The 23,503-nt window shown below is 58.9% G+C and carries 20 protein-coding genes and 1 pseudogene; 11 read left to right on the top strand and 10 right to left on the bottom strand.

The annotated features are described in order from the left end of the window. Positions 1-244: 244 nt before the first annotated feature. Positions 245-715 carry a Dps family protein gene (locus AC1MEW_RS10380; RefSeq protein ID WP_201206166.1) on the bottom strand — a complete coding sequence of 157 codons (471 nt, stop codon included), beginning with the start codon at positions 713-715 and terminating at the stop codon, positions 245-247. Between the two features lie 310 nt (positions 716-1,025). Between AC1MEW_RS10380 and AC1MEW_RS10375 the strand changes: the two genes are divergently transcribed. After that, positions 1,026-1,628: a cold-shock protein gene (locus tag AC1MEW_RS10375; RefSeq protein ID WP_201206169.1), complete on the top strand. Its 603-nt coding sequence runs from the start codon at positions 1,026-1,028 to the stop codon at positions 1,626-1,628. Positions 1,629-1,732: 104 nt separating this feature from the next. Here AC1MEW_RS10375 and AC1MEW_RS10370 read toward each other — a convergent pair whose 3' ends face one another. Together AC1MEW_RS10370 and AC1MEW_RS10365 are read right to left on the bottom strand one after the other, a co-directional pair. Next, entirely contained in the window at positions 1,733-1,939 is a 207-nt protein-coding gene (locus AC1MEW_RS10370) for a SlyX family protein (protein WP_123598145.1), read from the bottom strand. Positions 1,940-1,942: 3 nt separating this feature from the next. After that, complete coding sequence (locus AC1MEW_RS10365; protein WP_201194079.1) at positions 1,943-2,368, bottom strand: HIT family protein; 426 nt, start codon at positions 2,366-2,368, stop codon at positions 1,943-1,945. 912 nt (positions 2,369-3,280) lie between these two features. On the opposite strand from AC1MEW_RS10365, the gene AC1MEW_RS10360 reads away from it, so the two are divergent. Next, positions 3,281-4,609, top strand: a complete 1,329-nt coding sequence (locus tag AC1MEW_RS10360) for an OprD family porin (protein WP_322269456.1) — start codon at positions 3,281-3,283, stop codon at positions 4,607-4,609. A 141-nt stretch (positions 4,610-4,750) separates the two neighbouring features. On the opposite strand, the gene AC1MEW_RS10355 is transcribed toward AC1MEW_RS10360, so the two are convergent. Together AC1MEW_RS10355 and AC1MEW_RS10350 are read right to left on the bottom strand one after the other, a co-directional pair. Then, positions 4,751-5,593: a mechanosensitive ion channel family protein gene (locus AC1MEW_RS10355; RefSeq protein ID WP_322269457.1), complete on the bottom strand. Its 843-nt coding sequence runs from the start codon at positions 5,591-5,593 to the stop codon at positions 4,751-4,753. 201 nt (positions 5,594-5,794) lie between these two features. After that, entirely contained in the window at positions 5,795-6,280 is a 486-nt protein-coding gene (locus tag AC1MEW_RS10350) for a YajQ family cyclic di-GMP-binding protein (RefSeq protein ID WP_201206175.1), read from the bottom strand. A 140-nt stretch (positions 6,281-6,420) separates the two neighbouring features. On the opposite strand from AC1MEW_RS10350, the gene AC1MEW_RS10345 reads away from it, so the two are divergent. Genes AC1MEW_RS10345 through AC1MEW_RS10335 form a run of 3 tightly spaced genes read left to right on the top strand, consistent with a single transcriptional unit; the run spans position 6,421 to position 10,004 of the window. After that, positions 6,421-7,338: a putative 2-dehydropantoate 2-reductase gene (locus tag AC1MEW_RS10345; protein ID WP_201206177.1), complete on the top strand. Its 918-nt coding sequence runs from the start codon at positions 6,421-6,423 to the stop codon at positions 7,336-7,338. 45 nt (positions 7,339-7,383) lie between these two features. After that, a complete protein-coding gene (locus tag AC1MEW_RS10340) occupies positions 7,384-9,420 on the top strand; it encodes a sensor histidine kinase (protein WP_323570481.1) in 2,037 nt (678 codons plus the stop codon). A 2-nt stretch (positions 9,421-9,422) separates the two neighbouring features. After that, the gene (locus AC1MEW_RS10335; protein WP_322269460.1) at positions 9,423-10,004 is read left to right on the top strand and encodes a cob(I)yrinic acid a,c-diamide adenosyltransferase; all 582 of its coding nucleotides are present in this window, start codon (positions 9,423-9,425) and stop codon (positions 10,002-10,004) included. 110 nt (positions 10,005-10,114) lie between these two features. Here AC1MEW_RS10335 and AC1MEW_RS10330 read toward each other — a convergent pair whose 3' ends face one another. The 4 genes from AC1MEW_RS10330 to secA all read right to left on the bottom strand — a co-directional run bounded on the left by AC1MEW_RS10330 (position 10,115) and on the right by secA (position 15,912). Continuing rightward, positions 10,115-11,059: a Nudix family hydrolase gene (locus AC1MEW_RS10330; RefSeq protein WP_480426196.1), complete on the bottom strand. Its 945-nt coding sequence runs from the start codon at positions 11,057-11,059 to the stop codon at positions 10,115-10,117. Continuing rightward, the gene (locus AC1MEW_RS10325) at positions 11,056-11,688 is read right to left on the bottom strand and encodes a glutathione S-transferase family protein (protein WP_201206185.1); all 633 of its coding nucleotides are present in this window, start codon (positions 11,686-11,688) and stop codon (positions 11,056-11,058) included. The genes AC1MEW_RS10330 and AC1MEW_RS10325 overlap by 4 nt, the downstream gene beginning before the upstream one ends. 148 nt (positions 11,689-11,836) lie before the next feature. Next, entirely contained in the window at positions 11,837-13,054 is a 1,218-nt protein-coding gene (gene argJ, locus AC1MEW_RS10320) for a bifunctional glutamate N-acetyltransferase/amino-acid acetyltransferase ArgJ (RefSeq protein WP_480426195.1), read from the bottom strand. 122 nt (positions 13,055-13,176) lie between these two features. Next, the gene (gene secA / locus AC1MEW_RS10315) at positions 13,177-15,912 is read right to left on the bottom strand and encodes a preprotein translocase subunit SecA (protein ID WP_201206189.1); all 2,736 of its coding nucleotides are present in this window, start codon (positions 15,910-15,912) and stop codon (positions 13,177-13,179) included. 307 nt (positions 15,913-16,219) lie between these two features. On the opposite strand from secA, the gene AC1MEW_RS10310 reads away from it, so the two are divergent. After that, positions 16,220-16,675 (top strand): DUF721 domain-containing protein, encoded by a 456-nt coding sequence (locus AC1MEW_RS10310; protein WP_201206191.1) that lies wholly within the window; start codon positions 16,220-16,222, stop codon positions 16,673-16,675. A 168-nt stretch (positions 16,676-16,843) separates the two neighbouring features. Here AC1MEW_RS10310 and AC1MEW_RS10305 read toward each other — a convergent pair whose 3' ends face one another. Continuing rightward, a complete protein-coding gene (locus AC1MEW_RS10305) occupies positions 16,844-18,331 on the bottom strand; it encodes a helicase HerA-like domain-containing protein (RefSeq protein ID WP_201206767.1) in 1,488 nt (495 codons plus the stop codon). Positions 18,332-18,518: 187 nt separating this feature from the next. Between AC1MEW_RS10305 and AC1MEW_RS10300 the strand changes: the two are divergent. The 5 genes and pseudogenes from AC1MEW_RS10300 to gpgF all read left to right on the top strand — a co-directional run. After that, a pseudogene (locus AC1MEW_RS10300) lies at positions 18,519-19,502 on the top strand (HAMP domain-containing protein); the annotation flags it as partial. Between the two features lie 141 nt (positions 19,503-19,643). Beyond that, a complete protein-coding gene (locus AC1MEW_RS10295; protein ID WP_416195314.1) occupies positions 19,644-20,408 on the top strand; it encodes a methyl-accepting chemotaxis protein in 765 nt (254 codons plus the stop codon). A gap of 206 nt (positions 20,409-20,614) precedes the next feature. After that, entirely contained in the window at positions 20,615-21,736 is a 1,122-nt protein-coding gene (gene gpgS / locus AC1MEW_RS10290; RefSeq protein WP_201256806.1) for an N-acetylglucosaminyl phosphatidylglycerol synthase, read from the top strand. Then, positions 21,729-22,505, top strand: a complete 777-nt coding sequence (gpgD, locus tag AC1MEW_RS10285; protein WP_201206197.1) for an N-acetylglucosaminyl phosphatidylglycerol deacetylase — start codon at positions 21,729-21,731, stop codon at positions 22,503-22,505. The genes gpgS and gpgD overlap by 8 nt, the downstream gene beginning before the upstream one ends. After that, on the top strand, positions 22,502-23,497 hold the full coding sequence (gene gpgF / locus AC1MEW_RS10280; RefSeq protein ID WP_201206199.1) for a glucosaminyl phosphatidylglycerol flippase: 996 nt from the start codon (positions 22,502-22,504) through the stop codon (positions 23,495-23,497). Before gpgD ends, gpgF begins: the two co-directional genes overlap by 4 nt. The last annotated feature ends 6 nt before the right edge of the window (positions 23,498-23,503 follow it).

Here is a 23,503-nt window from a genome sequence, read left to right as displayed (position 1 = left end):
GGTTTCTATAAGAGCAACCTCCTGTGCCTTTATAAAAACGCAGGCGCAAAGTTATATCCAGATGACTTTATGACCATCAACGTAGGATAAGCAGACAACGGAGAGAGGATCATGGACACGGTCCTACGCCAGACCATTTCCTACATGACCCGGCATGTTTTCTTTAACTGACACGGTGTTTTTCTGAGGAAAAAAACGCTGCGCGGACAACGCCGCCCCCGGCGCCATCCGCGCACCGACGTTATTACTGATCCAGCAACGAGCGCAGCATCCACGCTGTTTTCTCATGAACCTGCATACGCTGGGTCAGCAAGTCCGCCGTTGGCTCGTCACTGACTTTGTCCAGCAACGGGAAAATCCCGCGTGCGGTGCGGGTCACCGCTTCCTGGCCGTCGACCAGTTGCTTGATCATGTTTTCGGCAGTGGGTACGCCCTCCTCTTCTTTAATAGAAGACAGACGCGCATAAACCGAATAGGCACCGGGTGCAGGAAAGCCCAAGGCACGGATTCGCTCGGCAATTGAATCGACCGCCAGGGCCAGTTCGGTGTATTGCTCTTCGAACATCAAGTGCAGGGTCCGAAACATCGGCCCCGTGACGTTCCAGTGGAAGTTGTGGGTTTTCAAATACAGCACATAGGTGTCCGAGAGCAGGCGCGACAGCCCGTCGACGATGGACTTGCGATCCGCCTCACTGATACCGATATCAATTGCCATGTTTACCCCCTAAAGGTGATGAAATTCATCGAACAAGTGCAGGACCACTGTAGCAAGGCGATGGACCCACCGCTGCTTTGCAGGGCCGACAGGCCTGCGACAAATCGACCGTGGGGGCACCGCCGGACTCCCTGATTTGAGTAGCCGCAGCCTTTGCTGTTAAATAGGCAGTGTGTCGCCATGTCCCTATTTTTCGGGGTGTCGCGCATAGGCTGGTACCGGGTGCGTGTCCACCGCCTCTTATTGTTCTGAAGCGAACCGTGCTCAATCAGCTCTTCCTTGTGATCCGTCTTAACGTGAGTCAATCAAAATGTTGAAAATCGTCCACCTGCTAATGGGCGCAGCAGCCTTGCTGCTGTCCTTCATCCCTAGCCTGCGATCCGAAGCCGTACCTTACCTGCAACAACCCGATGCGCTTTACCTGGCCTTTTTCGGCCTGCTCAACCTGACCCTCGCTCCGGTTATTCCTTACTGGAACAAAGGTCCTCGCCATCAACTGCAAAACCTGGTCAGCGCCCTGCTGGTCCTGGCTGTCGTATTGCAAACCCTGACGTTGATCGCACCGATGCCGGTTATCGCCGGTCAACCTGCGGTGCTGTTCAGTCTGGTCATTACCCTGGTCGCTGTGCTCCTGCACCTGGCAATCAGCTTCTACAAATCGTCACCGGCCGCCTCTTCGCCAAGCTATGACATGAGCAACCGCGATACCGGCACCGTCAAGTGGTTCAACACCTCCAAAGGCTTCGGCTTTATTTCCCGCGACTCCGGCGATGATATTTTCGTGCACTTCCGGGCCATTCGTGGCGAAGGTCACCGCGTCCTGGTCGAAGGCCAGCGCGTGGAGTTCTCCGTGATGAATCGCGACAAAGGCCTGCAAGCCGAAGATGTGATTGCCGCACTGCCCCGTCGCTGATTCCAGGCGATAAAAAAACCGCGAGCAGCCTGGCTGTTCGCGGTTTTTTATTGCGTCGACTTTTAGCCGGAGAACTCAATGCCGGCGAAATCAATGCCTTTGAGTCAGTAGTGCGGCGGGGGCGCCTCTTCTTCGGAGGATTCGAACTGGCCGACCATTTCCTCCTGACGCCGCAGCAGAGCAGCCATTTGCAGTTGCAGGCGTTCGACCACCCGTTGTTGCGTGACCAGGATATCGTTCAATGACTGAATGGTGTCGTCCTGGAACGCCAATTGGCTTTCCAGGTCGTTGACGCGCTCTTCCAGGCTCATGTGTCAGCCCTCCAGAAACGTGAATTTGTCGGTCAAGACCAGACGCAGTCGTTCGCGAATTACCGCGACCTGTTCGTCACTGTAGGGCTTGGCCGGGTGCTTGCCCCAGACCGGGGCTGGCCACGCCGCGTCTTCACGCTTACGCACGATCACATGCATATGCAGTTGACTGACAACGTTACCCAGCGCGGCAACGTTCAGCTTGTCGGCGTCGAACGAGTCCTTGAGCATCTCTGCCAGGGCGGTGGTTTCCTGCCAGAGCTGCTGTTGATCTGCGACATCTAACTGAAACAACTCGCTGATATCCTCGCGGCGTGGCACCAGGATGAACCAGGGGTAGTTCGAATCGTTGGACAAGAGCAACCGGCAGAGTGGGAAATCCCCGATCGGTAAGGTGTCTTGTTGAAGTCGTGGATCTAAAGCGAACACTGTGCGCACTCCCGCCGGTTTCATCATTTTCAGCTTAGCGCCCCTCATCTGAGGCTGCGCGCCAAGCGACAGGACGGCAGCATACCTGCGAATGCCCCGGGCTTCACGACGAACCGTACTCATAGCCGACCGGTCCATTCAGCACGCGGGACGAGCGCCCCGACATGAGACATTTTTCACTGGAGCGCACCATTACAGAACCGATACCCACAAAAAAAACGCTGGAATGACCCACTGATAACCGTACGTTTTCATGCCCTAAACGTGCGCACTGTGTGAATTCGGTACAGCGATTAAAATTTTTTGCACCAAAACCGCACAGCGCGTCTACGCTGAGTGCGTCAGGTTGCGCCAATTACTCACTTTTGGTGTGAACCGGTAACGTTTTTTGTGGTCGCTCGACGAGCACGATGTGGCAACACCATGCAAACCATGGCGTCAAGTGCAAACAAAACGGACTTGAACCCCCCGGTTTTATGAGGTTTTTACAGCAGCAAGCAGGCCTACAGAAAAAAACAGGTGCGGATTGCTGATTTGAGCACGCTTGTTGCATTCACACCCATATCGCCTATAAGCGCCCCGCTGGAAGTGGGAACCTTAAGGCAAATAAAAACAGTGGCAGGGTTGCCCGATGGAGATTCAAACGTTTCACCAGGGACTCTTTTTACCGATGCTCAAACCCAGAAAAACAACGCTAAAGTTGTCAATCCGGTTGCGTCGGGGCAGTGAATTTGCGACATCTACCAAGCCGTTTGCGACAGGGTCGTAAAGAAGCTGAAAGGTTAGATACGCAAGTATCGCCAACATTGTCGGCGTGATATAAGTTTGCGCCGACACAAAAAGAAAGAGCCGCCCAGATAATAAAACAGGTGGGACGGCAGTACTCTTCTAAAACCAAAGGAGCAAATCACGATGCGCGTGATGAAGTGGAGCATGATCGCACTGGCAGTTGCAGCAGCAGCCAGTACTCAATTGGCAACGGCCGCACCTTTCGTAAGCGACCAGTCCGAAGCCAAAGGCTTTGTAGAAGACAGCACAGCTAAGCTGCTGCTTCGCAACTACTACTACAACCGTAACAAGACCAATGGCGCAGTCGACGACAAAGACTGGACCCAAGGCTTCCTCGGCAACTTCAGCTCGGGTTACACCCAGGGCACTGTTGGTGTCGGTATCGATGCTTTCGGTTATCTGGCTGTCAAACTTGACGGCTCCGACAAGTACTCCGGTTCGGGCAACCTGAGCACTAGCGCAAATGGCGAAAACAACGACAGCCAAGGCAAAGCCGGCGCTGCTGTTAAATTCCGCATTTCCAAAACCGAGCTGAAAGTCGGCGACATGCAGCCATCCACCGCTCCGGTGTTTGCTGTTGGCGGTTCCCGTGTACTTCCTCAGACTGCCAGCGGTTTCCAACTGCAGAGCAGCGAAGTCAAAGACCTTGACCTGGAAGCCGGCCACTTCACCTCGGCCACCAGCCAGGACCGCAACGCTCGTGATGGCGATCTGTGGGCTACCTACGCTGGCGTGCAAGCCAACTCCATCGACTACTTCGGTGGCAAGTACGGCATCAACGACAACCTGACCGCGTCGCTGTATGCAGCCAAGCTGGAAGACATCTGGAACCAGTACTACGCCAACGTGAACTACACCATCCCGATGGGTGGCGATCAGTCGGTTAACCTGGACGGTAACATCTACCGCACCACCGATACCGGCAGTGCAAAAGCAGGCGAAATCAGCAACACCGCCTTCTCCCTGGCCGCTGCTTTCTCGTTCCTGAAAGCACACACCCTGACCTTCGCTTTCCAGAAGGTTAACGGTGACACTCCGTTCGACTACATCGGCGTGGGCAAAAACAACCGTGGCGGCGACTCGATCTTCCTCGCCAACTCCATCCAGTACTCTGACTTTAACGCTCCTGGCGAAAAGTCCGCTCAAGTCCGTTATGACTTGAAAATGGCCGAGTACGGCGTTCCTGGTCTGAGCTTCATGACCCGTTACGTTAAAGGTTGGGACATCGACGGTACCAACACTCCAGCAGGTTCCTCTTACGCTGGTCTGTATGGCAAAGATGGCAAACACCACGAAACCAACGTCGAAGCCAAGTACGTAGTTCAAACAGGCCCGGCGAAAGACCTTTCGTTCCGTATTCGTCAGTCTTGGCACGTTGCTAACGCCGCTGAAGGCGAAGGTGATATCTCCGAGTTCCGCCTGATCACCGAGTACCCACTGAACATCCTCTAATCGTCATCGATTAAAGTTTGTCAGCATAAAAAAGGCCCATCTTCGGATGGGCCTTTTTATTGTCTACGGTTTACGCTTAATTGATTAGCTTGCTACTCAATAACGCCTGACCCGCCAGTCAGGCATTAATTGATCTCAACCTCAATCCACCGACGCTTCCTGAACCACACGAATAACCCGCTGTGGCAACGGAATATTAATACCAGCGGCCTTCAAACGATTGCGGGATTGTTCGTTGAACAGGAACATCACATCCCAGTAGTCCGCGGTCTTGACCCAAACACGCAGCGAAACAGTAATCGAACTGTCGCCGAGGGTCGAAATAACAGCCTGCGGTGCAGGCTCGGTCATGATTCGCTCGTCTTTAGCCAGTTCCAGCAACACCTCACGGGCCTTCTGCAAGTCCGCTTCGTAGTCCACGCCTACATCGAACACGACTTTACGAGTCGGCTGACGGTTGGTATTGGTGATAATGCCGTTGGACAGTACACCGTTAGGCACGATGACGGTCTTGTTGTCGCCCGTACGCAGGATCGTATGAAAGATCTGAATGCTGTCGACAGTACCTGCTGTGCCTTGAGCCTCGATCCAGTCACCAATGCGGAACGGACGGAACAACAGAATCAATACGCCGCCAGCGAAGTTCGCCAGGCTGCCCTGCAAAGCCAGACCGATGGCCAGGCCGGCCGCACCGATAGCTGCCACGAACGAGGTGGTTTCCACACCGATCATTGAGGCGACGCTGACAATCAGCAGTACTTTGAGAATGATGTTGGCCAGGCTGCTGATGAAGCCCTGCAACGCCAGGTCAGCGTTACGCAGTGCCAGCAAACCGCCGAGTTTTTGCGTGAGCTTGTTGATCAGCCACCAGCCGATGGCCAGGGTAATCACTGCCAGCAACACGCGGCTGCCGTATTCCATGATCATCGGAATCCAGGCTTGAGACGCCTTGACCAGATTGTCCACTTCAGTATTCAAGTCCATCTACTTTCTCCTGATTTCCGGCCATCCGGCACGCGAAAAATAAGCGGCAGAAAAAACCCGCCGAGTTAAGCACTATCAAGGTGGAAGCGGGCTTGCTCCGGGCGGCGTTCCGACGAACGCGGTGTGTCATTCAACAGTGATGTTGACTGATACGGCCCCTTCGCGAGCAAGCCCGCTCCCACAGGTTCCCACGTTGCGAGGTCAGTCGCGGAAGTTGTTGAACTGCAGCGGCATGTCGAACGTCTTGGCGCGCAGGGCCGCAATGGCTTCCTGCAAATCGTCACGCTTCTTGCCGGTAATACGTACCTGCTCGCCCTGAATGGCGGCCTGGACCTTGAGCTTGGCATCCTTGATGTGAGCGACAATTTTCTTCGCCAGCTCTTTGTCGATGCCTTCCTTGAGAACGGCTTCCTGTTTCATCAGCTTGCCCGACGCGTAGGCGTCTTTGACTTCAAGGCACTGCACATCGATTTTGCGCTTGACCAGGGCCAGCTTGAGGATCTCGATCATCGCTTCGAGCTGGAAATCAGCTTCAGCGGTCAGGTTGACGGCCAGGTCCTTTTCCTTGAACTCAAAGGTGCCCTTGCCTTTCAGGTCATAACGACGATCGAGTTCCTTGACGGCGTTCTCGACCGCGTTGGTGACTTCGTGTTTGTCCAGTTCGGATACCACGTCGAACGACGGCATGTAGTTTCTCCAATAAAAAGGCGCGCTCGATAGCGATGGAGCGCGCTTGGCTTGCGGTTAAAATCGGGCTCATTATAACGGGTCTTTCCCCACCGATACTGCGAGCCTCACATGCCTGCCTCAAACCGAGCAAAAAGCTGATGTCCACCACCTGGTATGTTCTGGGCGCCGGCAGCCTCGGCACGTTGTGGGCCACCCGTCTGGCGCGGGCCGGGGTTGCGGTCCGGCTGATCGTGCGTGACGAGCAACGCTTGCAGTCCTATCAAGCGGCCGGCGGTCTGACGCTGGTGGAACACGGTGTCGCAAAAACCTATGACATCCCCGGCGAAACGCCCGACGGCGGTGAGCCGATCAGCCGTCTGCTGGTGGCCTGCAAAGCCTACGACGCCGAAAAAGCCGTGGCCCGACTGGCGCCGCGCTTGGCCTCTGGCGCCGAGCTGATTCTGTTACAGAACGGCCTCGGCAGTCAGGATGCCGTTGCCGCGCGGGTGCCACAGGCGCGCTGCATCAGTGCGTCGAGCACCGAAGGCGCGTTTCGCGATGGCGACTGGCGCGTGGTGTTCGCCGGTCATGGTTACACCTGGCTGGGGGATGCCGGTCATCCGGTAGCGCCGATCTGGCTGGATGATTTGAGCGCCGCCGGGATTCCCCACGAGTGGAGCACCGAGATCCTGACCCGCCTGTGGCGAAAGCTTGCGCTTAACTGTGCGATCAATCCGCTGACTGTGCTGCACGACTGCCGTAACGGCGGTTTGCAGCAGCACCAGTGCGAAGTCGCCACCCTTTGCGCAGAACTGACCGACTTACTGGAGCGTTGCGGCCAACCGGCTGCCGCCGAACTCCTGCAACAGGAAGTCGAGCGGGTGATCCAGGCCACCGCTGCCAATTACTCCTCGATGTATCAGGATGTCGCCCATCAGCGCCGGACCGAAATCAGCTATCTATTGGGTCATGTCTGCAAAGTCGCGGCGCGGCACCAGTTGAACCTGCCGCACCTCAATCAGCTTGAGTCGAGGTTGATCGCTCATCTGCACAGCCTTGGATTGCCCAGCGACTGAGCAGCGGCTACGCTGGCCACTTGTTCCTTTTCAGCGATGAACCTGATGCCACTGCGCCAGCGCCTCGAAAACCTTCCCGTCGGCCAGAAACTGCTGGCCGCCCTGCTGGTGCTGTTGATCACCGTCCTGCTGGTCGCCAACCTGACCTTTATCAGCGCCGCGTATTACATTTCCCAGGAAAGCATGGCGCCCCAGGCCTTGCAGACCATCGGCAGACTGATCTCCAACCCGAGCCTGGTGTCCGACGCATTGAAGTCGCCACAAAGCGCCGATCGCCTGCTCAACGAACTCAACAGCTATTCACCGTTGCGTGCCGCGGCGCTCTACGACGGCAACGGCGAACGCCTGGCCCAGTTGCAGCATGGCGACAAGCTCAAGCTGCCCGAGCGCTACAAGCACATCGAAGCCTGGCAAGCCACGGAGTTTCGCAGCAATCAAATCATCACCCTGCCCCGCCCCGGCACCGATCCTGGCCACCTGCTACTGGTAGCCAGCAGCGAACTGCCGATGGCGTTCTACACCGGCACCCTGACCGCGAGCCTGGGGATTCTGATCTTCAGCGTACTGCTGTGGCTGGTGATCGCCCGGCAGATCAAACGCCTGATTACCCGGCCGATCCATGAACTCGAAGAGCTGTCCCGGCAGGTCACCCGCGAAGAGAACTACGCCTTGCGCGCTTCCCGGGGCAACCACGATGAAATCGGCAGCCTCGCCGAGGCGTTCAACACCATGCTTTCGCGCATTGAAGCCCGGGAGCAGCAGCTCAAACGCGCCCGGGACGACTCCCAGGCCGCTTACGATCAGGCCCAGGGCCTCGCGGAAGAAACCCGCCACACCAACCGCAAGCTGGAACTGGAAGTCCAGGTCCGGAGCAAGATCGAGAAGAAGCTCACCGGTTTCCAGAACTACCTCAACAGCATCATCGACTCCATGCCGTCGGCGCTGATCGCCCTCGACGAACAGCTCTACGTCACGCAATGGAATCAGGAGGCCAGCGCCCTGTCCGGTACGCGGCTGGATGAAGCGCTGAACCAGCCGATCTTCCTGGCGTTCGAACCGCTCAAGCCGTTTCTGCCGCAACTCAAGCAAACCGTCGAGCAGCACACCGTGGCCAAGATCGAGCGGGTGACCTGGTTCAAGGACGACGAACCCAAGCACTACGCCCTGACCTTCTACCCGCTGATGGGTGGTGCCGGGCGCGGCGTGGTGATCCGGATCGATGACATCACCCAGCGTTTGTCCCTGGAAGAAATGATGGTGCAGTCGGAAAAAATGCTCTCGGTCGGTGGCCTCGCGGCCGGTATGGCCCACGAAATCAACAACCCGCTGGGCGCGATCCTGCACAACGTGCAGAACATCCGCCGACGCTTGTCTACCGAACTGCCGAAAAACCTCGAAACCGCCGAGCAACTGGGGATCGAGCTGGACGTGGTCAATCGCTACCTGCAAGGCCGGGAAGTGCCGCAGTTGCTCGACGGCATTCAACAGGCCGGCGCACGGGCCGCGAAGATCGTCACGCACATGCTCAGCTTCAGCCGTCGCAGTACCCGACAAATGGCCCCGTGCGACCTGCCGGCGCTGATCGATCAAGCGGTGGACATCGCCGGCAATGACTTTGACCTGGCCATCGGCTTCGACTTCAAGGGCCAGGCAATCATTCGTCAGTTCGACCCGGCGCTGGGCCCGGTGCCCGGCACCGCCAACGAACTGGAACAGGTGCTGCTCAACCTGCTGAAAAACGCCGCCCAGGCCATTCATCAACGTGAAGATGACAGCGAACCGGGGCGGATAATCCTGCGCACCAAGCTCAATCCGCCGTGGGCCGAAATCCAGGTCGAGGACAACGGCATCGGCATGAGCGAGAACGTGCGCAAACGCACCTTCGAACCATTCTTCACCACCAAGGAAATCGGCCAGGGCACCGGCCTTGGGCTGTCGGTGTCGTATTTCATCATCACCAACAACCACAAGGGTCAGATGGAAGTGCAGTCGACCCTCGGCCAAGGCACCTGCTTTACCTTGCGCCTGCCATTGGCGGGCACCCCGCTCGTCTCTCAAGAACTCAATCAGCTACCGAGGTAACCATGGGCTTTCGCTTGTCGAAGATTTACACCCGCACCGGCGACAAAGGCGAAACCGGCCTGGGCGATGGCCGCCGCGTGCCCAAGGATCATCCGCGGATCGAGGCGATTGGGGAAGTCGATACGCTGAACAGTCAGGTCGGCGTGTTGTTGGCCGGGTTGGCGGCGGAAAGTGATGCGTATCCGGGTTTGACTGAAGTGATCGAGGTATTGGCGCCGTGTCAGCATCGGTTGTTCGACCTTGGTGGTGAACTGGCGATGCCGGTGTATCAGGCGCTGAACGCAGCGGAAATTGAGCGGCTGGAAGCAGCCATTGATGTCTGGAATGAAGAGTTGGGCCCGCTGGAGAATTTCATTCTGCCGGGCGGTTCAGCGTTGATTGCCCAGGCCCACGTCTGTCGCAGCCTGGCCCGCAGTGCGGAACGGCGCTGTCAGCATTTGAATGCCGTTGAACCGCTGGCCGGGGTTGGCCTGGCGTATATCAATCGGCTGTCGGATTTGCTGTTTGTGGTGGCAAGGTTGATTGCCAAGCGTCAGGGGATTGCCGAGATTTTGTGGCAGCCAGCGGCCAAACCTCAGGTTTAGTCGGCGCCTTTCAGGACGCCTTCGCGGGCAAGCCTCGCTCCTACAGGGGTACGCATTCCAATGTAGGAGCGAGGCTTGCCCGCGAAGAGGCCAGCGGCATCACCGCAGAATCAAGCCTCAGGCCAAAACGCCCGAATCCCCGCCACGCCCTGCGCCCCAGCCTCCCAAGCCTTCTCGCGTTCCGCCGGGCCAACACCACCCAACAAGAACACCGGTTTGCTGAAGCCTTCGATCAGGGCCTTCGCCTGTTCCCAGCCCAACGGCTGAGCATCCGGGTGCGTCTGGGTCGACTGCACCGGCGACAGAGTCACGAAGTCGACGCCCATCTGCTCGGCCAACGCCAGTTCTTCCGCGTTATGGCAGGATGCCGCCAACCAGCGCGACGCCGGCAGCGGTCGGCCCTTCTCTGCATACTTGCGCAACTGCGCAGCGGTGATGTGCCAACCGGCGGACGGGAAGTCCCCCAGCCACTCGAACGGCCCCTTGATCATCAACTGCGCCTTGCCGGCACATAGCCCCGCCGCATCCACCGCCAGATCGCGGTATTTAGGGTCGTAGCCGTTCGGTGCCCGCAACACAATCAACTTGATGCCACCGGCAATGGCTTTCTGGATACCGCGCAGCAAGGCCGGGGTTTCCAGATCTTCCGGGGTAATCAGGTACTCCGCCGGCAGCCGTGCGGCCGCAACGATCGGCTGGTTGGCCGCCGGGAACTCGTAGTTCAGCAGATCACGGGGCGCAACCCACTCCAACGGCTGGCCTTCAGCACCGTGAGGCTCGCCGGTAAATGCCGAGACTTCCCAGACGTCCAGCAACACCTGCTTGTCCGGGTAATCGTGTTGAACCTTGATCAGCGGTCGCGCTGCACCGACGACAATCCCCAACTCTTCCTGAAGTTCGCGTGCCAAAGCGGTTTCGACCGACTCGTCGGCCTCGACCTTGCCACCGGGAAACTCCCACAAACCGCCCTGATGCTGGGTATCGGCACGGCGGGCGATGAGGATCTTGCCAGCGCTGTCACGGATAACAGCGGCGGCGACGTGTACTCGTTTCACTGCGTTACCTCCTCCAGAGCGTCCTTCTGCCAAGCCTTGAAGGCTGGCCATTGGTAAATGGTTTCGACATAGGCTTCATCCACAGCAGGCAGCTTCACCTGATAAGTGCGCAGACGCACGGCAATCGGTGCGAAGAATGCATCGGCCAGGGTTGCACCGCCGAACAGGAACGGACCGGTTTCGGTGGCAACCGCGCGGCATTCAGCCCACAACGCCAGCATCCGCTCGATGTCTGCCTGAGCATCCGCCGGGGTCGAGGCCAGCGCTTCGTCACGGCTCAGGTCAAACGACATGTTGCTGCGCAAGCCAAAGAAACCGCTGTGCATCTGCGCGCAAGCCGAACGTGCCTGGGCACGGGCGGCGGTGTCTTTGGGCCAGAGACCGGCATCGGGAAACTGTTCAGCCAGGTATTCGGCAATCGCCAGCGAATCGGCGATAACGCCGTGTTCGGTTTTCAGCAGCGGGACTTTGCCGGTCGGCGAATGCTTGAGCAGGCGTTCACGGGTGTCCGGCTGGCCGAGCTTGATCAGTTCTTCGGTGTAGGGAGCACCGGCCAGATCGAGGGCCAGTGCACCGCGCAGGGACCAGGAGGAAAGCAGTTTGTCGCCGATGATCAGGTGCAGGCTCATGTTCGGGACCTTTTGATGGGGAATTCAGGCCAGAATCTCTAGCGTCTGGTAGTCCGTCTTCGCGGGCAAGCCTCGCTCCTACAGGGTATTGCGATGTACACAAATCCAATGTGGGAGCGAGCCTGCTCGCGAATGGAGCGACTCGGTCTTACGTACGGTACTCGGCGTTGATCTTCACGTATTCGTGGGACAGGTCGGTGGTCCAGATGGTTTCGCTGCAATCGCCGCGGCCCAGTTCGATACGGATAGTGATTTCTTCCTGCTGCATCACCGCCGAGCCCTGGGCTTCGGTGTAGGTCGATGCGCGAGCGCCACGGCTGGCGATGCACACATCACCCAGGAACACGTCGATCTTGCTCACGTCCAGGTTCGGCACGCCGGCACGGCCGACGGCGGCCAGGATGCGGCCCCAGTTCGGATCGGAGGCGAACAGCGCGGTCTTGATCAGCGGCGAGTGGGCCACGGTGTAACCGACGTCCAGGCATTCCTGGTGATTGCCACCGCCGTTGACTTCAACGGTCACGAACTTGGTGGCACCTTCGCCGTCACGCACGATGGCCTGGGCCACATCCATGCAGACTTCGAACACGGCTTGCTTGAGCTTGGCGAACAGTTCACCGCTGGCGCTGGTGATTTCCGGCAACGCGGCCTGACCGGTGGCGATCAGCATGCAGCAGTCGTTGGTCGAGGTGTCGCCGTCGATGGTGATGCGGTTGAACGACTTGTTGGCGCTGTCCAGCAACAGGTTTTGCAGCACCTCGCGGGAGACTTTGGCGTCGGTCGCGATGTAGCCGAGCATGGTCGCCATGTTCGGACGAATCATGCCCGCGCCTTTGCTGATACCGGTGACGGTAATGGTCACGCCGTCATGCTGGAACTGGCGGCTGGCACCTTTTGGCAAGGTGTCGGTGGTCATGATGCCGGTGGCGGCAGCTTCCCAGTTGTTTACCGACAGGTCGTCGAGGGCGGCTTGCAACGCGCCCTCGATTTTCTCGACCGGCAGCGGCTCGCCGATTACACCGGTGGAGTACGGCAGCACCAGGCTGGCATCGACGCCAGTCAGTTCAGCCAGTTTGGCGCAGGTGCGCTCGGCAGCCGCCAGGCCAGGTTCGCCAGTGCCGGCGTTGGCATTGCCAGTGTTGGTCAGCAGGTAACGCACCGGCCCTTGCACACGTTGCTTGGCCAGAATCACGGGAGCTGCGCAGAAAGCGTTCAGGGTGAACACGCCCGCGACCGTGGAACCTTCGGCACAGCGCATGACCACGACATCCTTGCGCCCTGGGCGCTTGATGCCGGCCGAGGCGATACCGAGTTCAAAACCGGCAACCGGGTGCAACGTTGGCAAAGGACCAAGACCAACAGCCATGAATGCGCTCCTTTAAAAATGATGTCAGCACCGTCATCAGGAAGACGGTGGGTTTAAATGGCAAAACGCCGCGACGGCTGATGCCGGTCGCGGCGCGGGTATTTCAGCGTTTGAAACGGGTTTTACTGGATCTGCCCGTGGCAATGCTTGAATTTCTTGCCCGAACCGCAGTAGCACAGTTCGTTACGGCCCAGCTTCTGTTCGTTGCGAACCGGTGCGACAGCCAAGGCTACGTCGACCTCTTCACCGAGCAGTTCCGGTTGTTCAAGACCTGGCGCTTCGTCATGCAGGAACTGCATACGCGCGGCCAGTGCCTCGGCTTCCTGACGCAGGCGTTGTTCCTCTGCTTCCGGATCTTCGCGGCGAACCTGAACGTGGGACAGCACACGGATCGAGTCGCGCTTGATCGAATCCAGCAGCTCGGAGAACAGCGTGTAGGACTCGCGCTTGTATTCCTGCTTCGGGTTCTTCTGAGCGTAACCACGCAAGTGGATGCCGTGACGCAGGTGGTCCATGGTCGACAGGTGGTCTTTCCACAGGTCGTCCAGAACGCGCAGTACGATTTGCTTCTCGAAGCTGCGCAGCGCTTCAACGCCCGCCTGGTCTTCTTTCTCGTTGTACGCGGCGATCAGCTCGTGCATCAGCTTCTCGCGCAGGGTTTCTTCGTACAGGTGATCGTCTTCGTCGAGCCATTGCTGGATCGGCAGTGCCACGCCGAAGTCGCTCTGCAAGGTCGCTTCCAGACCGGCCACGTCCCACTGCTCTGGCAGCGATTGCGGTGGAATGTGCGCGCTGACGGTAGCGTTGAGCACGTCCTGACGGAAGTCGGCGATGGTTTCACCGATGTTGTCGGCGGCCAGCAACGTGTTACGCATGTGATAGATCACTTTACGCTGTTCGTTGTTGACGTCGTCGAACTCGAGCAGTTGCTTGCGAATGTCGAAGTTACGGCCTTCAACCTTGCGCTGAGCCTTCTCGATGGCGTTGGTCACCATGCGGTGCTCGATCGCTTCACCGGACTGCATGCCCAGGGCTTTCATGAAGTTCTTCACCCGGTCAGAGGCGAAGATGCGCATCAGGCTGTCTTCCAGCGACAGGTAGAAGCGGCTCGAACCGGCGTCACCCTGACGACCGGCACGACCACGCAACTGGTTGTCGATACGGCGCGATTCATGACGTTCGGAAGCGATCACCTGCAGGCCACCGGACTCCAGCACTTGCTGGTGACGTTTCTGCCAGTCAGCCTTGATCTGAGCGATTTGCTCAGGGGTCGGGTCTTCCAGGGATGCCACTTCCACTTCCCAGTTACCGCCCAACAGGATGTCGGTACCACGACCGGCCATGTTGGTGGCGATGGTCAGTGCGCCTGGACGACCGGCCTGGGCAATGATCTCGGCTTCCTTTTCGTGGAACTTGGCGTTCAGAACCTTGTGTTCGATGCCTTCTTTCACGAGCAGGCTGGACATGTGCTCAGACGTTTCAATGGTCGCAGTACCCACCAGCACCGGACGGCCCTGGGTCATGCATTCCTTGATGTCGGCGACGATGGCGGCGTACTTCTCGTCCGCGGTGAGGAACACCAGGTCGTTGTAGTCTTTACGCGCCAGCGGTTTGTTCGGCGGGATAACCATCACCGACAGACCGTAGATCTGGTGGAATTCGAACGCTTCGGTGTCTGCGGTACCGGTCATGCCGGACAGCTTGTTGTACAGACGGAAGTAGTTCTGGAACGTGGTCGAGGCCAGGGTCTGGCTTTCGGCCTGGATGTTCAGGTTTTCCTTGGCTTCGATGGCCTGGTGCAGGCCTTCGGACAAACGACGGCCCGGCATGGTACGACCGGTGTGTTCGTCGACCAGGACAACCTGACCGTCCTGCACGATGTATTCGATGTTGCGATGGAACAGCTTGTGCGCACGCAGACCTGCATAAACGTGGGTCAGCAGGCCCAGGTTATGCGCCGAATACAGGCTCTCGCCTTCAGCCAGCAGGCCGATACGGGTGAGCATTTCTTCGACGTACTGGTGACCGGCTTCGTTGAGTTCGACCTGGCGGGTCTTCTCGTCGACGGTGTAGTGGCCAGCCTTGGTAACTTCGCCTTCGACTTCTTCGATGTGCAATTCCAGCTGCGGGATCAGTTTGTTGATCTCGATGTACAGCTTGGAGCTGTCCTCGGCCTGACCGGAAATGATCAGTGGAGTACGGGCTTCGTCGATGAGGATGGAGTCGACTTCGTCGATCACGGCAAAATTGAGTTCGCGCTGGAATTTTTCTTCCATGCTGAACGCCATGTTGTCGCGCAGGTAGTCGAAACCGAATTCGTTGTTGGTGCCGTAGGTGATATCGGCGGCGTAAGCCAGGCGTTTCTCTTCCGGCGGCTGGAACGGCGTAACCACGCCGACCGTCAGGCCGAGGAATTCGTAGAGCGGACGCATCCAGTTGGCGTCGCGACGGGCCAGGTAGTCGTTCACCGTTACAACGTGCACGCCCTTGCCGGACAGCGCGTTGAGGTAAACACCCAGTGTTGCCACCAGGGTCTTGCCTTCACCGGTACGCATTTCCGCGATCATGCCTTCATGCAAGGTCATGCCGCCGATCAGTTGGACATCGAAGTGACGCATACCCATGACGCGCTTACCGGCTTCGCGGGCGACCGCAAAGGCTTCTGGCAGCAGCTTGTCGAGGGTTTCCCCTTTGGCGATGCGGGCCTTGAACTCGTCTGTCTTGGCACGCAATTGATCGTCCGAAAGGGCTACCATTTGCTCTTCGAAGGCATTGACGAATTGCACCGTCTTGAGCATGCGTTTGACTTCACGCTCGTTCTTGCTTCCAAAAAGTTTCTTTAACAAAGGCGCAAACATATCGGCAGGATCTTCCACACTAAAGGGATGGAGGGCGGCCCCGTGAGTCGCCCGTGCAGCCCTCATGGCCGCATGCGAACGAGCATTCTACCCGGAAACGATGGTGAGGAAAGTGGCGTTATTCCACGATGCATGCACTGCGCTGTTACGGGGCTCACTTAAAATAAGGGCTTTTTACTGAACTTCAACCCATTCACGGCAGAAGTTACTTGTTGATTTAATGGGTAAAGCGCTCGCAAAGCAATGGGTCAGGCTCATCGAGTGCTTTCTGCTACCATGGCCGCTCTGTTACTTCAGGTGTCTGATCATGGCATTTCGCCCTCTTACGGCCAGAGCACCCGCCGTTCTGCTTCGCGAAGCCAAACCGCTGAAAGCCATCTTCGGCCACGCTCAACGCCTGGGTCATTTACAACGTCTGCTGGAAAGCCAGTTGCAGCCCGCCGCCCGCGAGCACTGCCATGTAGCCTCGTGGCGCGAAGGCAGTTTGTTGTTGATCGTCACCGACGGTCACTGGGCAACCCGCCTGCGTTACCAACAAAAGCGTCTGCAACGGCAATTACAGTTGTTTGATGAGTTTGCCAGCCTGACCCGGATTCTGTTCAAGGTGCAGCCGCCGACCGTTCAGCAGGGCGCGGCGGGGCATACCATCAGTTTGTCGATGGATGCGGGCGCGACGATTCAGGCGACGGCCGACGGCATCACAGATCCGAACCTGCGGGCGGCGCTGGAGCGCCTTGCGGCTCACGCCAAACCCAAGGACTGACACAACCCCTGCAGGAGCGAGGCTTGCCCGCGAAGCTTTTGGCGGTCTTGAAGGGCTCTTCGCGGGCAAGCCTCGCTCCTACACGCGGTCTAACATTCAACATCATTGTTGAATGACGCACCGCATTCGCGAGCAAGCCCGCTCCCACATTTTGACCGTGCCCGCTTGCTATCGGCGTTTGCTGCCGCCAAGCAACGAGCCCATCAACCCGCGCACCAACTGTCGGCCCAACTGATTAGCCGCCTGTCGCATCGCCGATTTAAGCGCCTGCCCCGCCGCCGTACCGAGGAATTCCCCGGCTTTGTCGGTGAAACTCGGCTCTTCTGGCGCAGGCTTACCCGCCGCCACCTCGGCTTCAGGCGCCAGACTCTTACGCGCCATCAGCACTTCATACGCCGACTCACGATCAATTGGTTTGTCATAACGCCCCTTGAACGGCGACCCGGCGATCAGCATCGTGCGTTCGGTTTCGGTCAACGGCCCGATCCGCGATTGCGGCGGTGCGACCAGCACCCGCTGGACCATCTCCGGCGTGCCCTTGTCCTGCAAGGTCCCGACCAGCGCTTCGCCAATCCCCAGCTCGGTCAACACCGACAAGGCATCAAACGCCGGGTTTGGCCGGAAGCCTTCAGCCACGGCGCGCAAGGATTTCTGCTCCTTGGTGGTGAACGCCCGCAAGCCATGCTGAACACGCAGGCCGAGCTGGGCCAGCACGTCGTCCGGCAAGTCCCCCGGTGATTGGGTGACGAAATACACGCCGACGCCTTTGGAACGAATCAACCGCACCACTTGCTCCAGCCGATCCTGCAACGCCTTGGGCGTGCCGGCGAACAACAAGTGCGCCTCGTCGAAAAACAACGCCAGCAGTGGTTTGTCCGCATCGCCGCGCTCCGGCAGTTGCTCGAACAGTTCAGCCAACAACCACAGCAGGAACGTCGCATAAACCTTCGGCGCTTCATGCACCAGACGGCTGGCATCGAGCAGGTGAATACGCCCGCGACCATCGGCGGCCGGTTGCAGAATGTCTTCGAGTTGCAGCGCCGGCTCGCCAAACAGCGCTTCGGCACCCTGCTGTTCCAGGGTTGCCAACCGCCGCAGCAGGGCCTGACTGGAACCAGTGGTCATTAATGCCGCATCGTCGCCCAACAATTGCGGGTTGTCCCGCAGGTGATTGAGCAGCGCTTTCAAGTCCTTGAGATCCAGCAGTAACAGGCCTTCGCGGTCCGCGACCTTGAACGCGGCGTACAGCGCCGACTGCTGGCTGTCGGTCAGTTCCAGCAGGGCGCCGATCAGCAACGGTCCCATTTCACTCAGGGTGGTGCGCAATGGATGACCGCTCTCACCGTGAATGTCCCACAACGTCACCGGATAGGCCTGCGGCGTGTAATTGAGCCAAGGCATCCCGGCGATCCGCTCGGCGACCTTGCCTTGCGGATTGCCGGCGGCACCGAGGCCGCACAGGTCACCTTTGATATCGGCCGCGAATACCGCCACACCTGCATCGCTAAACGCTTCGGCCAGACGCTGCAAGGTGACGGTTTTGCCGGTGCCGGTGGCGCCCGCGACCAGACCGTGACGGTTCGCCAGGCGCATGGCCTGGGTGATCGGCTGCCCCGCAAGGTCGGCGCCGATAACGAGTTGCGATGAGTCCGGCATTTTGTCACCCATGGTTAATCTTTGATCCTTCACGGCCGATAAAAAGAGGCGAGAGACCAGACTGAAAAGAGCGTCGGTAATTCCCTAAGGAGAGACGGAATATCAGCTTACTTTCACCACTGCCCGTTTGGCGCGTCTTTATAAAAGCACGCCCTGGACATTTAGACCTTAGCGGACACCCCAAGCCATGAACAAAAATCTGCGCTTCAGCCATAAAATCCTGCTTGCCGCCGCCCTGATCGTTATTGCTGCCTTTGCCTCGTTCACGTTGTACAACGACTATTTGCAACGCAATGCGATTCGCCGCGATCTGGACAACTATCTACAAGAAATGGGCAGCGTTACTGCCAAAAACATTCAAACCTGGCTGGCCGGTCGCAGCCTGCTGATCGAAAACCTGTCGCAAACCGTTGCACTGAACCCAGAGGCTGGCAACGTTGGCAGCCTGCTCGAACAAAAAGCGGTGAGTTCTACCTTTATGGGGGCGTTCCTGGGCAACAAGGATGGCACCTTCATTATTCGCCCGAACAGCAAGATGCCCGACGGCTACGATCCTCGCGTTCGCCCTTGGTACAAAACGGCCCAAGGTTCCAGCGGTTCGGCGCTGACTGAACCCTACATCGATATGGCCTCTGGCCAATTGGTGATCTCCATCGTCAACCGCGTCCTCAAGGACGGTCAGGACGTGGGCGTGGTCGGCGGCGATTTGAGCCTGCAAGTGATCGCCGACAGCCTCAACGCGCTGGACTTCGACGGCATGGGTTATGCCTTCCTGGTCAGCGCCGACGGCAAGATCCTGGTTCACCCGGACAAAGCGCTGGTGATGAAAACCCTCAAGGACGTCTACCCGCAAGACACGCCAGTCATCGGCAATCAACCGAGCGAAATCCAGGTTGATGGCAAAACCCGCATCGTGACTTTTACCCCAATCAAAGGGCTATCCTCGGTCAACTGGTACATCGGCCTCTCCGTGGACAAGGGCAAGGCGTTCGCCATGCTTAGCGAGTTCCGCACCTCGGCCATCATCGCGACCACCATTGCCGTGGCGATCATCATCGCCCTGCTCGGCATGCTGATCCGTATCCTGATCCAGCCGTTGCACGTCATGACCCGCGCCATGGAAGACATCGCCGACGGTGAAGGCGACCTGACCAAACGCCTGACCATCGTGAACCAGGACGAATTCGGCATCCTCGGCACCGCTTTCAACCGTTTCGTGGAGCGGATTCATACGTCGATTCGCGAAGTGTCCTCGGCCACCGGCCAGGTCAACGAAGTGGCGTTGCGCGTGGTCGCGGCCTCGAACTCGTCGATGTTCAACTCCGACCAGCAAGCCTCGCGCACCAACAGCGTGGCCGCCGCGATCAACCAACTCGGTGCCGCCGCCCAGGAAATCGCCCGCAACGCCGCACAAGCGTCGAATCAGGCCAGCGATGCGCGCAGCCTGGCCGAAGACGGTCAGCAAGTGGTGGATCGCAGCATTAAAGCGATGAATCAACTGTCGACCATGCTTAGCGCGTCGAGCACCAACATCGAGTCGCTGAACAGCAAAACCGTGAACATCGGCCAGATTCTCGAAGTGATCACCAGCATCTCCCAGCAAACCAACCTGCTGGCCCTCAACGCGGCCATTGAAGCGGCACGTGCCGGTGAAGCCGGGCGCGGGTTTGCGGTAGTGGCCGACGAAGTTCGTAACCTGGCGCACCGTACTCAGGAATCGGCGCAACAGGTGCAAACCATGATCGAGGAGTTGCAAGTCGGCGCCCGTGAATCCGTGAGCACCATGAGCGAAAGCCAACGCCACAGCCAGGACAGCGTGGAAATCGCCAACCTGGCCGGTGAGCGCTTGAACAGCGTGACGTTGCGCATCGGCGAGATCGACGGAATGAACCAGTCGGTGGCCACCGCTACCGAGGAACAGACGGCAGTGGTGGAGTCGATCAACGTCGACATTACCGAGATCAACACGCTGAACCAGGAAGGTGTGGAGAACCTGCAATCGACGTTACGGGCGTGCTCGGACCTTGAGCAGCAGGCTGCGCGGTTGAAGCAGTTGGTCGGCAGTTTCCGGATCTGATGCGTTCCTGAAGGCCTCATCGCGAGCAAGCTCGCTCCCACATTGGATTTGTGTCGTTCACAAATCCCCTGTGGGAGCGAGCTTGCCCGCGAAGACGGCCTCCCAAACACCACAAAATCCCGCTGACACCCCGCCCCGCTCCACAACCCCCACCGAACATCTATCCTTCATAAAGGTCAACCAAAGGAGTGACACCGACCGGAGGGATGTTCACCGTGCATATCGCTGACATAACCATGTTCTACGCCCCTGCCAGCGGTGGCGTGCGCACTTATCTGGATGCCAAGCACCGTCGCCTGAGTGTAAAACCGGGTATTCGTCACAGTTTGCTGATCCCGGGCAAACATCTGAGCGAGCAGGACGGCGTGTACAAGGTTCCCGCCCCCGCCCTGCCCTTCGGCAAGGGTTATCGCTTCCCCCTCCGCCTGGCGCCGTGGCGCAATGTCTTGCAGGACTTGCAGCCCGACCTGATCGAAGTCGGCGACCCCTACCTCACCGCTTGGGCGGCGCTGGATGCCCGACGCCAACTCGATGTGCCGGTGATCGGCTTTTATCATTCGGACTTGCCACTGTTGGTCAGCAATCGCATGGGCCACTGGGTAACCACCAATGTCGAAGCCTATGTCAGCAAGCTCTATGGCAACTTCGACCGGGTGTTGGCGCCGAGCCAGGTCATGGCGGACAAACTGATCGGTCTGGGGGTGCGCAATGTGTTCGTGCAACCGCTGGGTGTTGACCTGCAAACCTTTAACCCGAGTCACCGCGATCCGGGCCTACGTGCCGAACTGGGGATTGATGAAGACACCCGGCTGCTGATCTTCGCTGGTCGTGGCTCCAAGGAGAAAAACCTGCCGGTGTTGCTCGGTTGCATGCAACACCTGGGGCCTCGCTATCACTTGCTGTTGGTGGGTTCATCGATGCCGGCCCAGGTGCCGGACAACGTCACGGTGGTCGATGAGTTCTGCCCGGCGGCGCAGGTCGCGCGATTGATGGCCAGTGCCGATGCGTTGTTGCATGCCGGCGATCAAGAGACCTTCGGCCTGGTGATCCTCGAAGCCATGGCCAGCGGCATTCCGGTCGTCGCTGTGGCGGCTGGGGCTTTTCAGGAAATTGTCACTGATCAATGCGGCCTGCTGTGCGCGCCGAACAATCCCTTGGCCATGGCCAACACGGTGCGCGAGTTGTTCAGTCAGGGCAGCGTCGCACTGGGTCAGCTGGCCCGGCAACATGTGGAACGGCATTACGCCTGGGACTCGGTGGTCAACAGCCTGCTGGGCCACTATCACGCTGTGCTCGGCAGCCACTGGCCGCTGACCGTCAATGGTTGAGTCCATGAGCGCGCCCGCCCTGCTGTTGGTGCTGCACGACGTGGCGCCGCAGACCTGGGCCGATTACCAGCCGTTCGTCGATGCTGTCGACGCCTTGGGCGGCGTGCCGATGACCTGGCTGGTAGTGCCCGACTTTCACAAGCACAACGCACTCGAAGCCCATCCGGGATTTCGGCGACGGTTGAGCAGCCGCCTCGCCCTGGGCGACGAATTGGCCCTGCACGGCTACTTCCACTGCGATGACAGCCCGCCGGCAACCACGCCACGGGACTGGTTTATGCGGCGGATCTACACTCACGAAGGCGAGTTCTATAGCCTGTCCCGGGAGGCGGCCCTCGCCCGCCTGCGCGCCGGTATTGAAGTGTTTGATCGTTACCATTGGCCCTTACAGGGTTTTGTAGCGCCTGCCTGGCTGATGAGCGAAGGTACGCGTCAGGCCTTGCGTCAGTTGCCATTGAGTTACACCAGCGACTCGCAACATCTGTATCGTCTGCCAGACTTCACGGCGATCGATGCACCGGGGCTGGTGTGGAGTGCCCGAAGCGCCTGGCGCCGTGGCGTGTCCAAACTCGTCAGCGATCAACGTGAACAACGCTGGCAGCAAGCACCGGTGATTCGCCTCGGTCTGCACCCGGTGGACATGCGCCATGAATTCTCGCGCAATTACTGGCTGCAAACCCTTAAACGCTTGCTCGACGAGGGCCGTGTGCCAATGACCAAGGCCAACTGGCTGACGCTGCAAAATGACCGTTTCGGTCGCGCCGCATGAGTCGCGGGATTCTGCTGTTCCTCGCCTTGCTGGCGGCGGTGCTGATCCCGCTGGTGCTGGGCGGCAACGAAACCTGGTCGCGACTGCAAAACTTTCCGCTGAGCGAATTGCTGATCATGTTCGCCATGATCCTGCTCTGCTGGGTGGTCAACACGATGCGTTTGCGCCTGTTGCTCGGCGATCAGCGCGACAAGGTCACCCGCCTCAAAAGCCTCGGCGTGGTGATGGCCGCCGAGTTCGCCTACTGCGCCACACCCGGCGGCAGTGGCGGGCCGCTGACCATCATGGCCTTGCTCGCGCGCAATGGCGTGCGCCCGGCCAGGGGCAGCGCGGTGTTCGCCATGGACCAATTGAGCGACTTGTTGTTCTTTCTCTGCGCCCTCAGCGGGATTCTGATTTATGCGCTGTTCCAGCACCTCAGCCAACGCATGGAGTGGCTGCTGACGGTCAGCGCCGTCTCGATGTTCGGTGGGTTGGTCAGTTGCGTGGTGGTGGCTCGCTACCATCGCCTACTGATTCGCCTGAGCGGTCGGCTGCTGGCGCGCCTGAATGTCAAAGCGACCACGCGCCTGCGTTGGGCGCGAAAACTCCTGCATTTTCTGGCGGCGTTCACTGACACGCTGAAATTGCCTTATCAGACGCTGATCAAGGTGTTTGCCTTAACCTGCCTGCATTGGGCCGTGCGTTATAGCGTGCTGTATCTGGCGTTGCGCGGTTTGGGGGCGGATTTGCAGTGGGCCTGGACCTTTCTGATTCAAATGCTCTCGCTGAGCGCGGGGCAGTTCAGCCTGTTGCCGGGCGGTGCCGGGGCGGCGGAGTTGACGTCGGCGGCGCTGTTGGCGCCCATGGTGGGAAAATCGACTGCAGCGGCAGCGATTCTGATCTGGCGGGCGGTGACGTATTACTTCTATCTGGTCGTCGGTGGACCGGTGTTTTTGCTAATGCTTGGGCGACCGCTGCTTAAAAAGTTAATGAAGCTCAAGCAGGCGTAGGAGCTG

This window comes from Pseudomonas sp. ASL4, from assembly GCF_056680395.1.
This window is presented reverse-complemented; position numbering and strand designations above follow the sequence as displayed.

Coding starts and splice junctions, on each gene's coding strand:
- gpgF (WP_201206199.1), top strand. CDS start 22,502: ATGAGTCGCGGGATTCTGCTGTTCCTCGCCTTGCTGGCGGCGGTGCTG.
- AC1MEW_RS10345 (WP_201206177.1), top strand. CDS start 6,421: ATGTCCACCACCTGGTATGTTCTGGGCGCCGGCAGCCTCGGCACGTTG.
- gpgS (WP_201256806.1), top strand. CDS start 20,615: ATGTTCACCGTGCATATCGCTGACATAACCATGTTCTACGCCCCTGCC.
- AC1MEW_RS10340 (WP_323570481.1), top strand. CDS start 7,384: ATGCCACTGCGCCAGCGCCTCGAAAACCTTCCCGTCGGCCAGAAACTG.
- secA (WP_201206189.1), bottom strand. CDS start 15,912: ATGTTTGCGCCTTTGTTAAAGAAACTTTTTGGAAGCAAGAACGAGCGT.
- AC1MEW_RS10370 (WP_123598145.1), bottom strand. CDS start 1,939: ATGAGCCTGGAAGAGCGCGTCAACGACCTGGAAAGCCAATTGGCGTTC.
- gpgD (WP_201206197.1), top strand. CDS start 21,729: ATGGTTGAGTCCATGAGCGCGCCCGCCCTGCTGTTGGTGCTGCACGAC.
- AC1MEW_RS10325 (WP_201206185.1), bottom strand. CDS start 11,688: ATGAGCCTGCACCTGATCATCGGCGACAAACTGCTTTCCTCCTGGTCC.
- AC1MEW_RS10375 (WP_201206169.1), top strand. CDS start 1,026: ATGTTGAAAATCGTCCACCTGCTAATGGGCGCAGCAGCCTTGCTGCTG.
- argJ (WP_480426195.1), bottom strand. CDS start 13,054: ATGGCTGTTGGTCTTGGTCCTTTGCCAACGTTGCACCCGGTTGCCGGT.
- AC1MEW_RS10305 (WP_201206767.1), bottom strand. CDS start 18,331: ATGCCGGACTCATCGCAACTCGTTATCGGCGCCGACCTTGCGGGGCAG.
- AC1MEW_RS10310 (WP_201206191.1), top strand. CDS start 16,220: ATGGCATTTCGCCCTCTTACGGCCAGAGCACCCGCCGTTCTGCTTCGC.
- AC1MEW_RS10380 (WP_201206166.1), bottom strand. CDS start 715: ATGGCAATTGATATCGGTATCAGTGAGGCGGATCGCAAGTCCATCGTC.
- AC1MEW_RS10335 (WP_322269460.1), top strand. CDS start 9,423: ATGGGCTTTCGCTTGTCGAAGATTTACACCCGCACCGGCGACAAAGGC.
- AC1MEW_RS10360 (WP_322269456.1), top strand. CDS start 3,281: ATGCGCGTGATGAAGTGGAGCATGATCGCACTGGCAGTTGCAGCAGCA.
- AC1MEW_RS10350 (WP_201206175.1), bottom strand. CDS start 6,280: ATGCCGTCGTTCGACGTGGTATCCGAACTGGACAAACACGAAGTCACC.
- AC1MEW_RS10355 (WP_322269457.1), bottom strand. CDS start 5,593: ATGGACTTGAATACTGAAGTGGACAATCTGGTCAAGGCGTCTCAAGCC.
- AC1MEW_RS10295 (WP_416195314.1), top strand. CDS start 19,644: ATGTTCAACTCCGACCAGCAAGCCTCGCGCACCAACAGCGTGGCCGCC.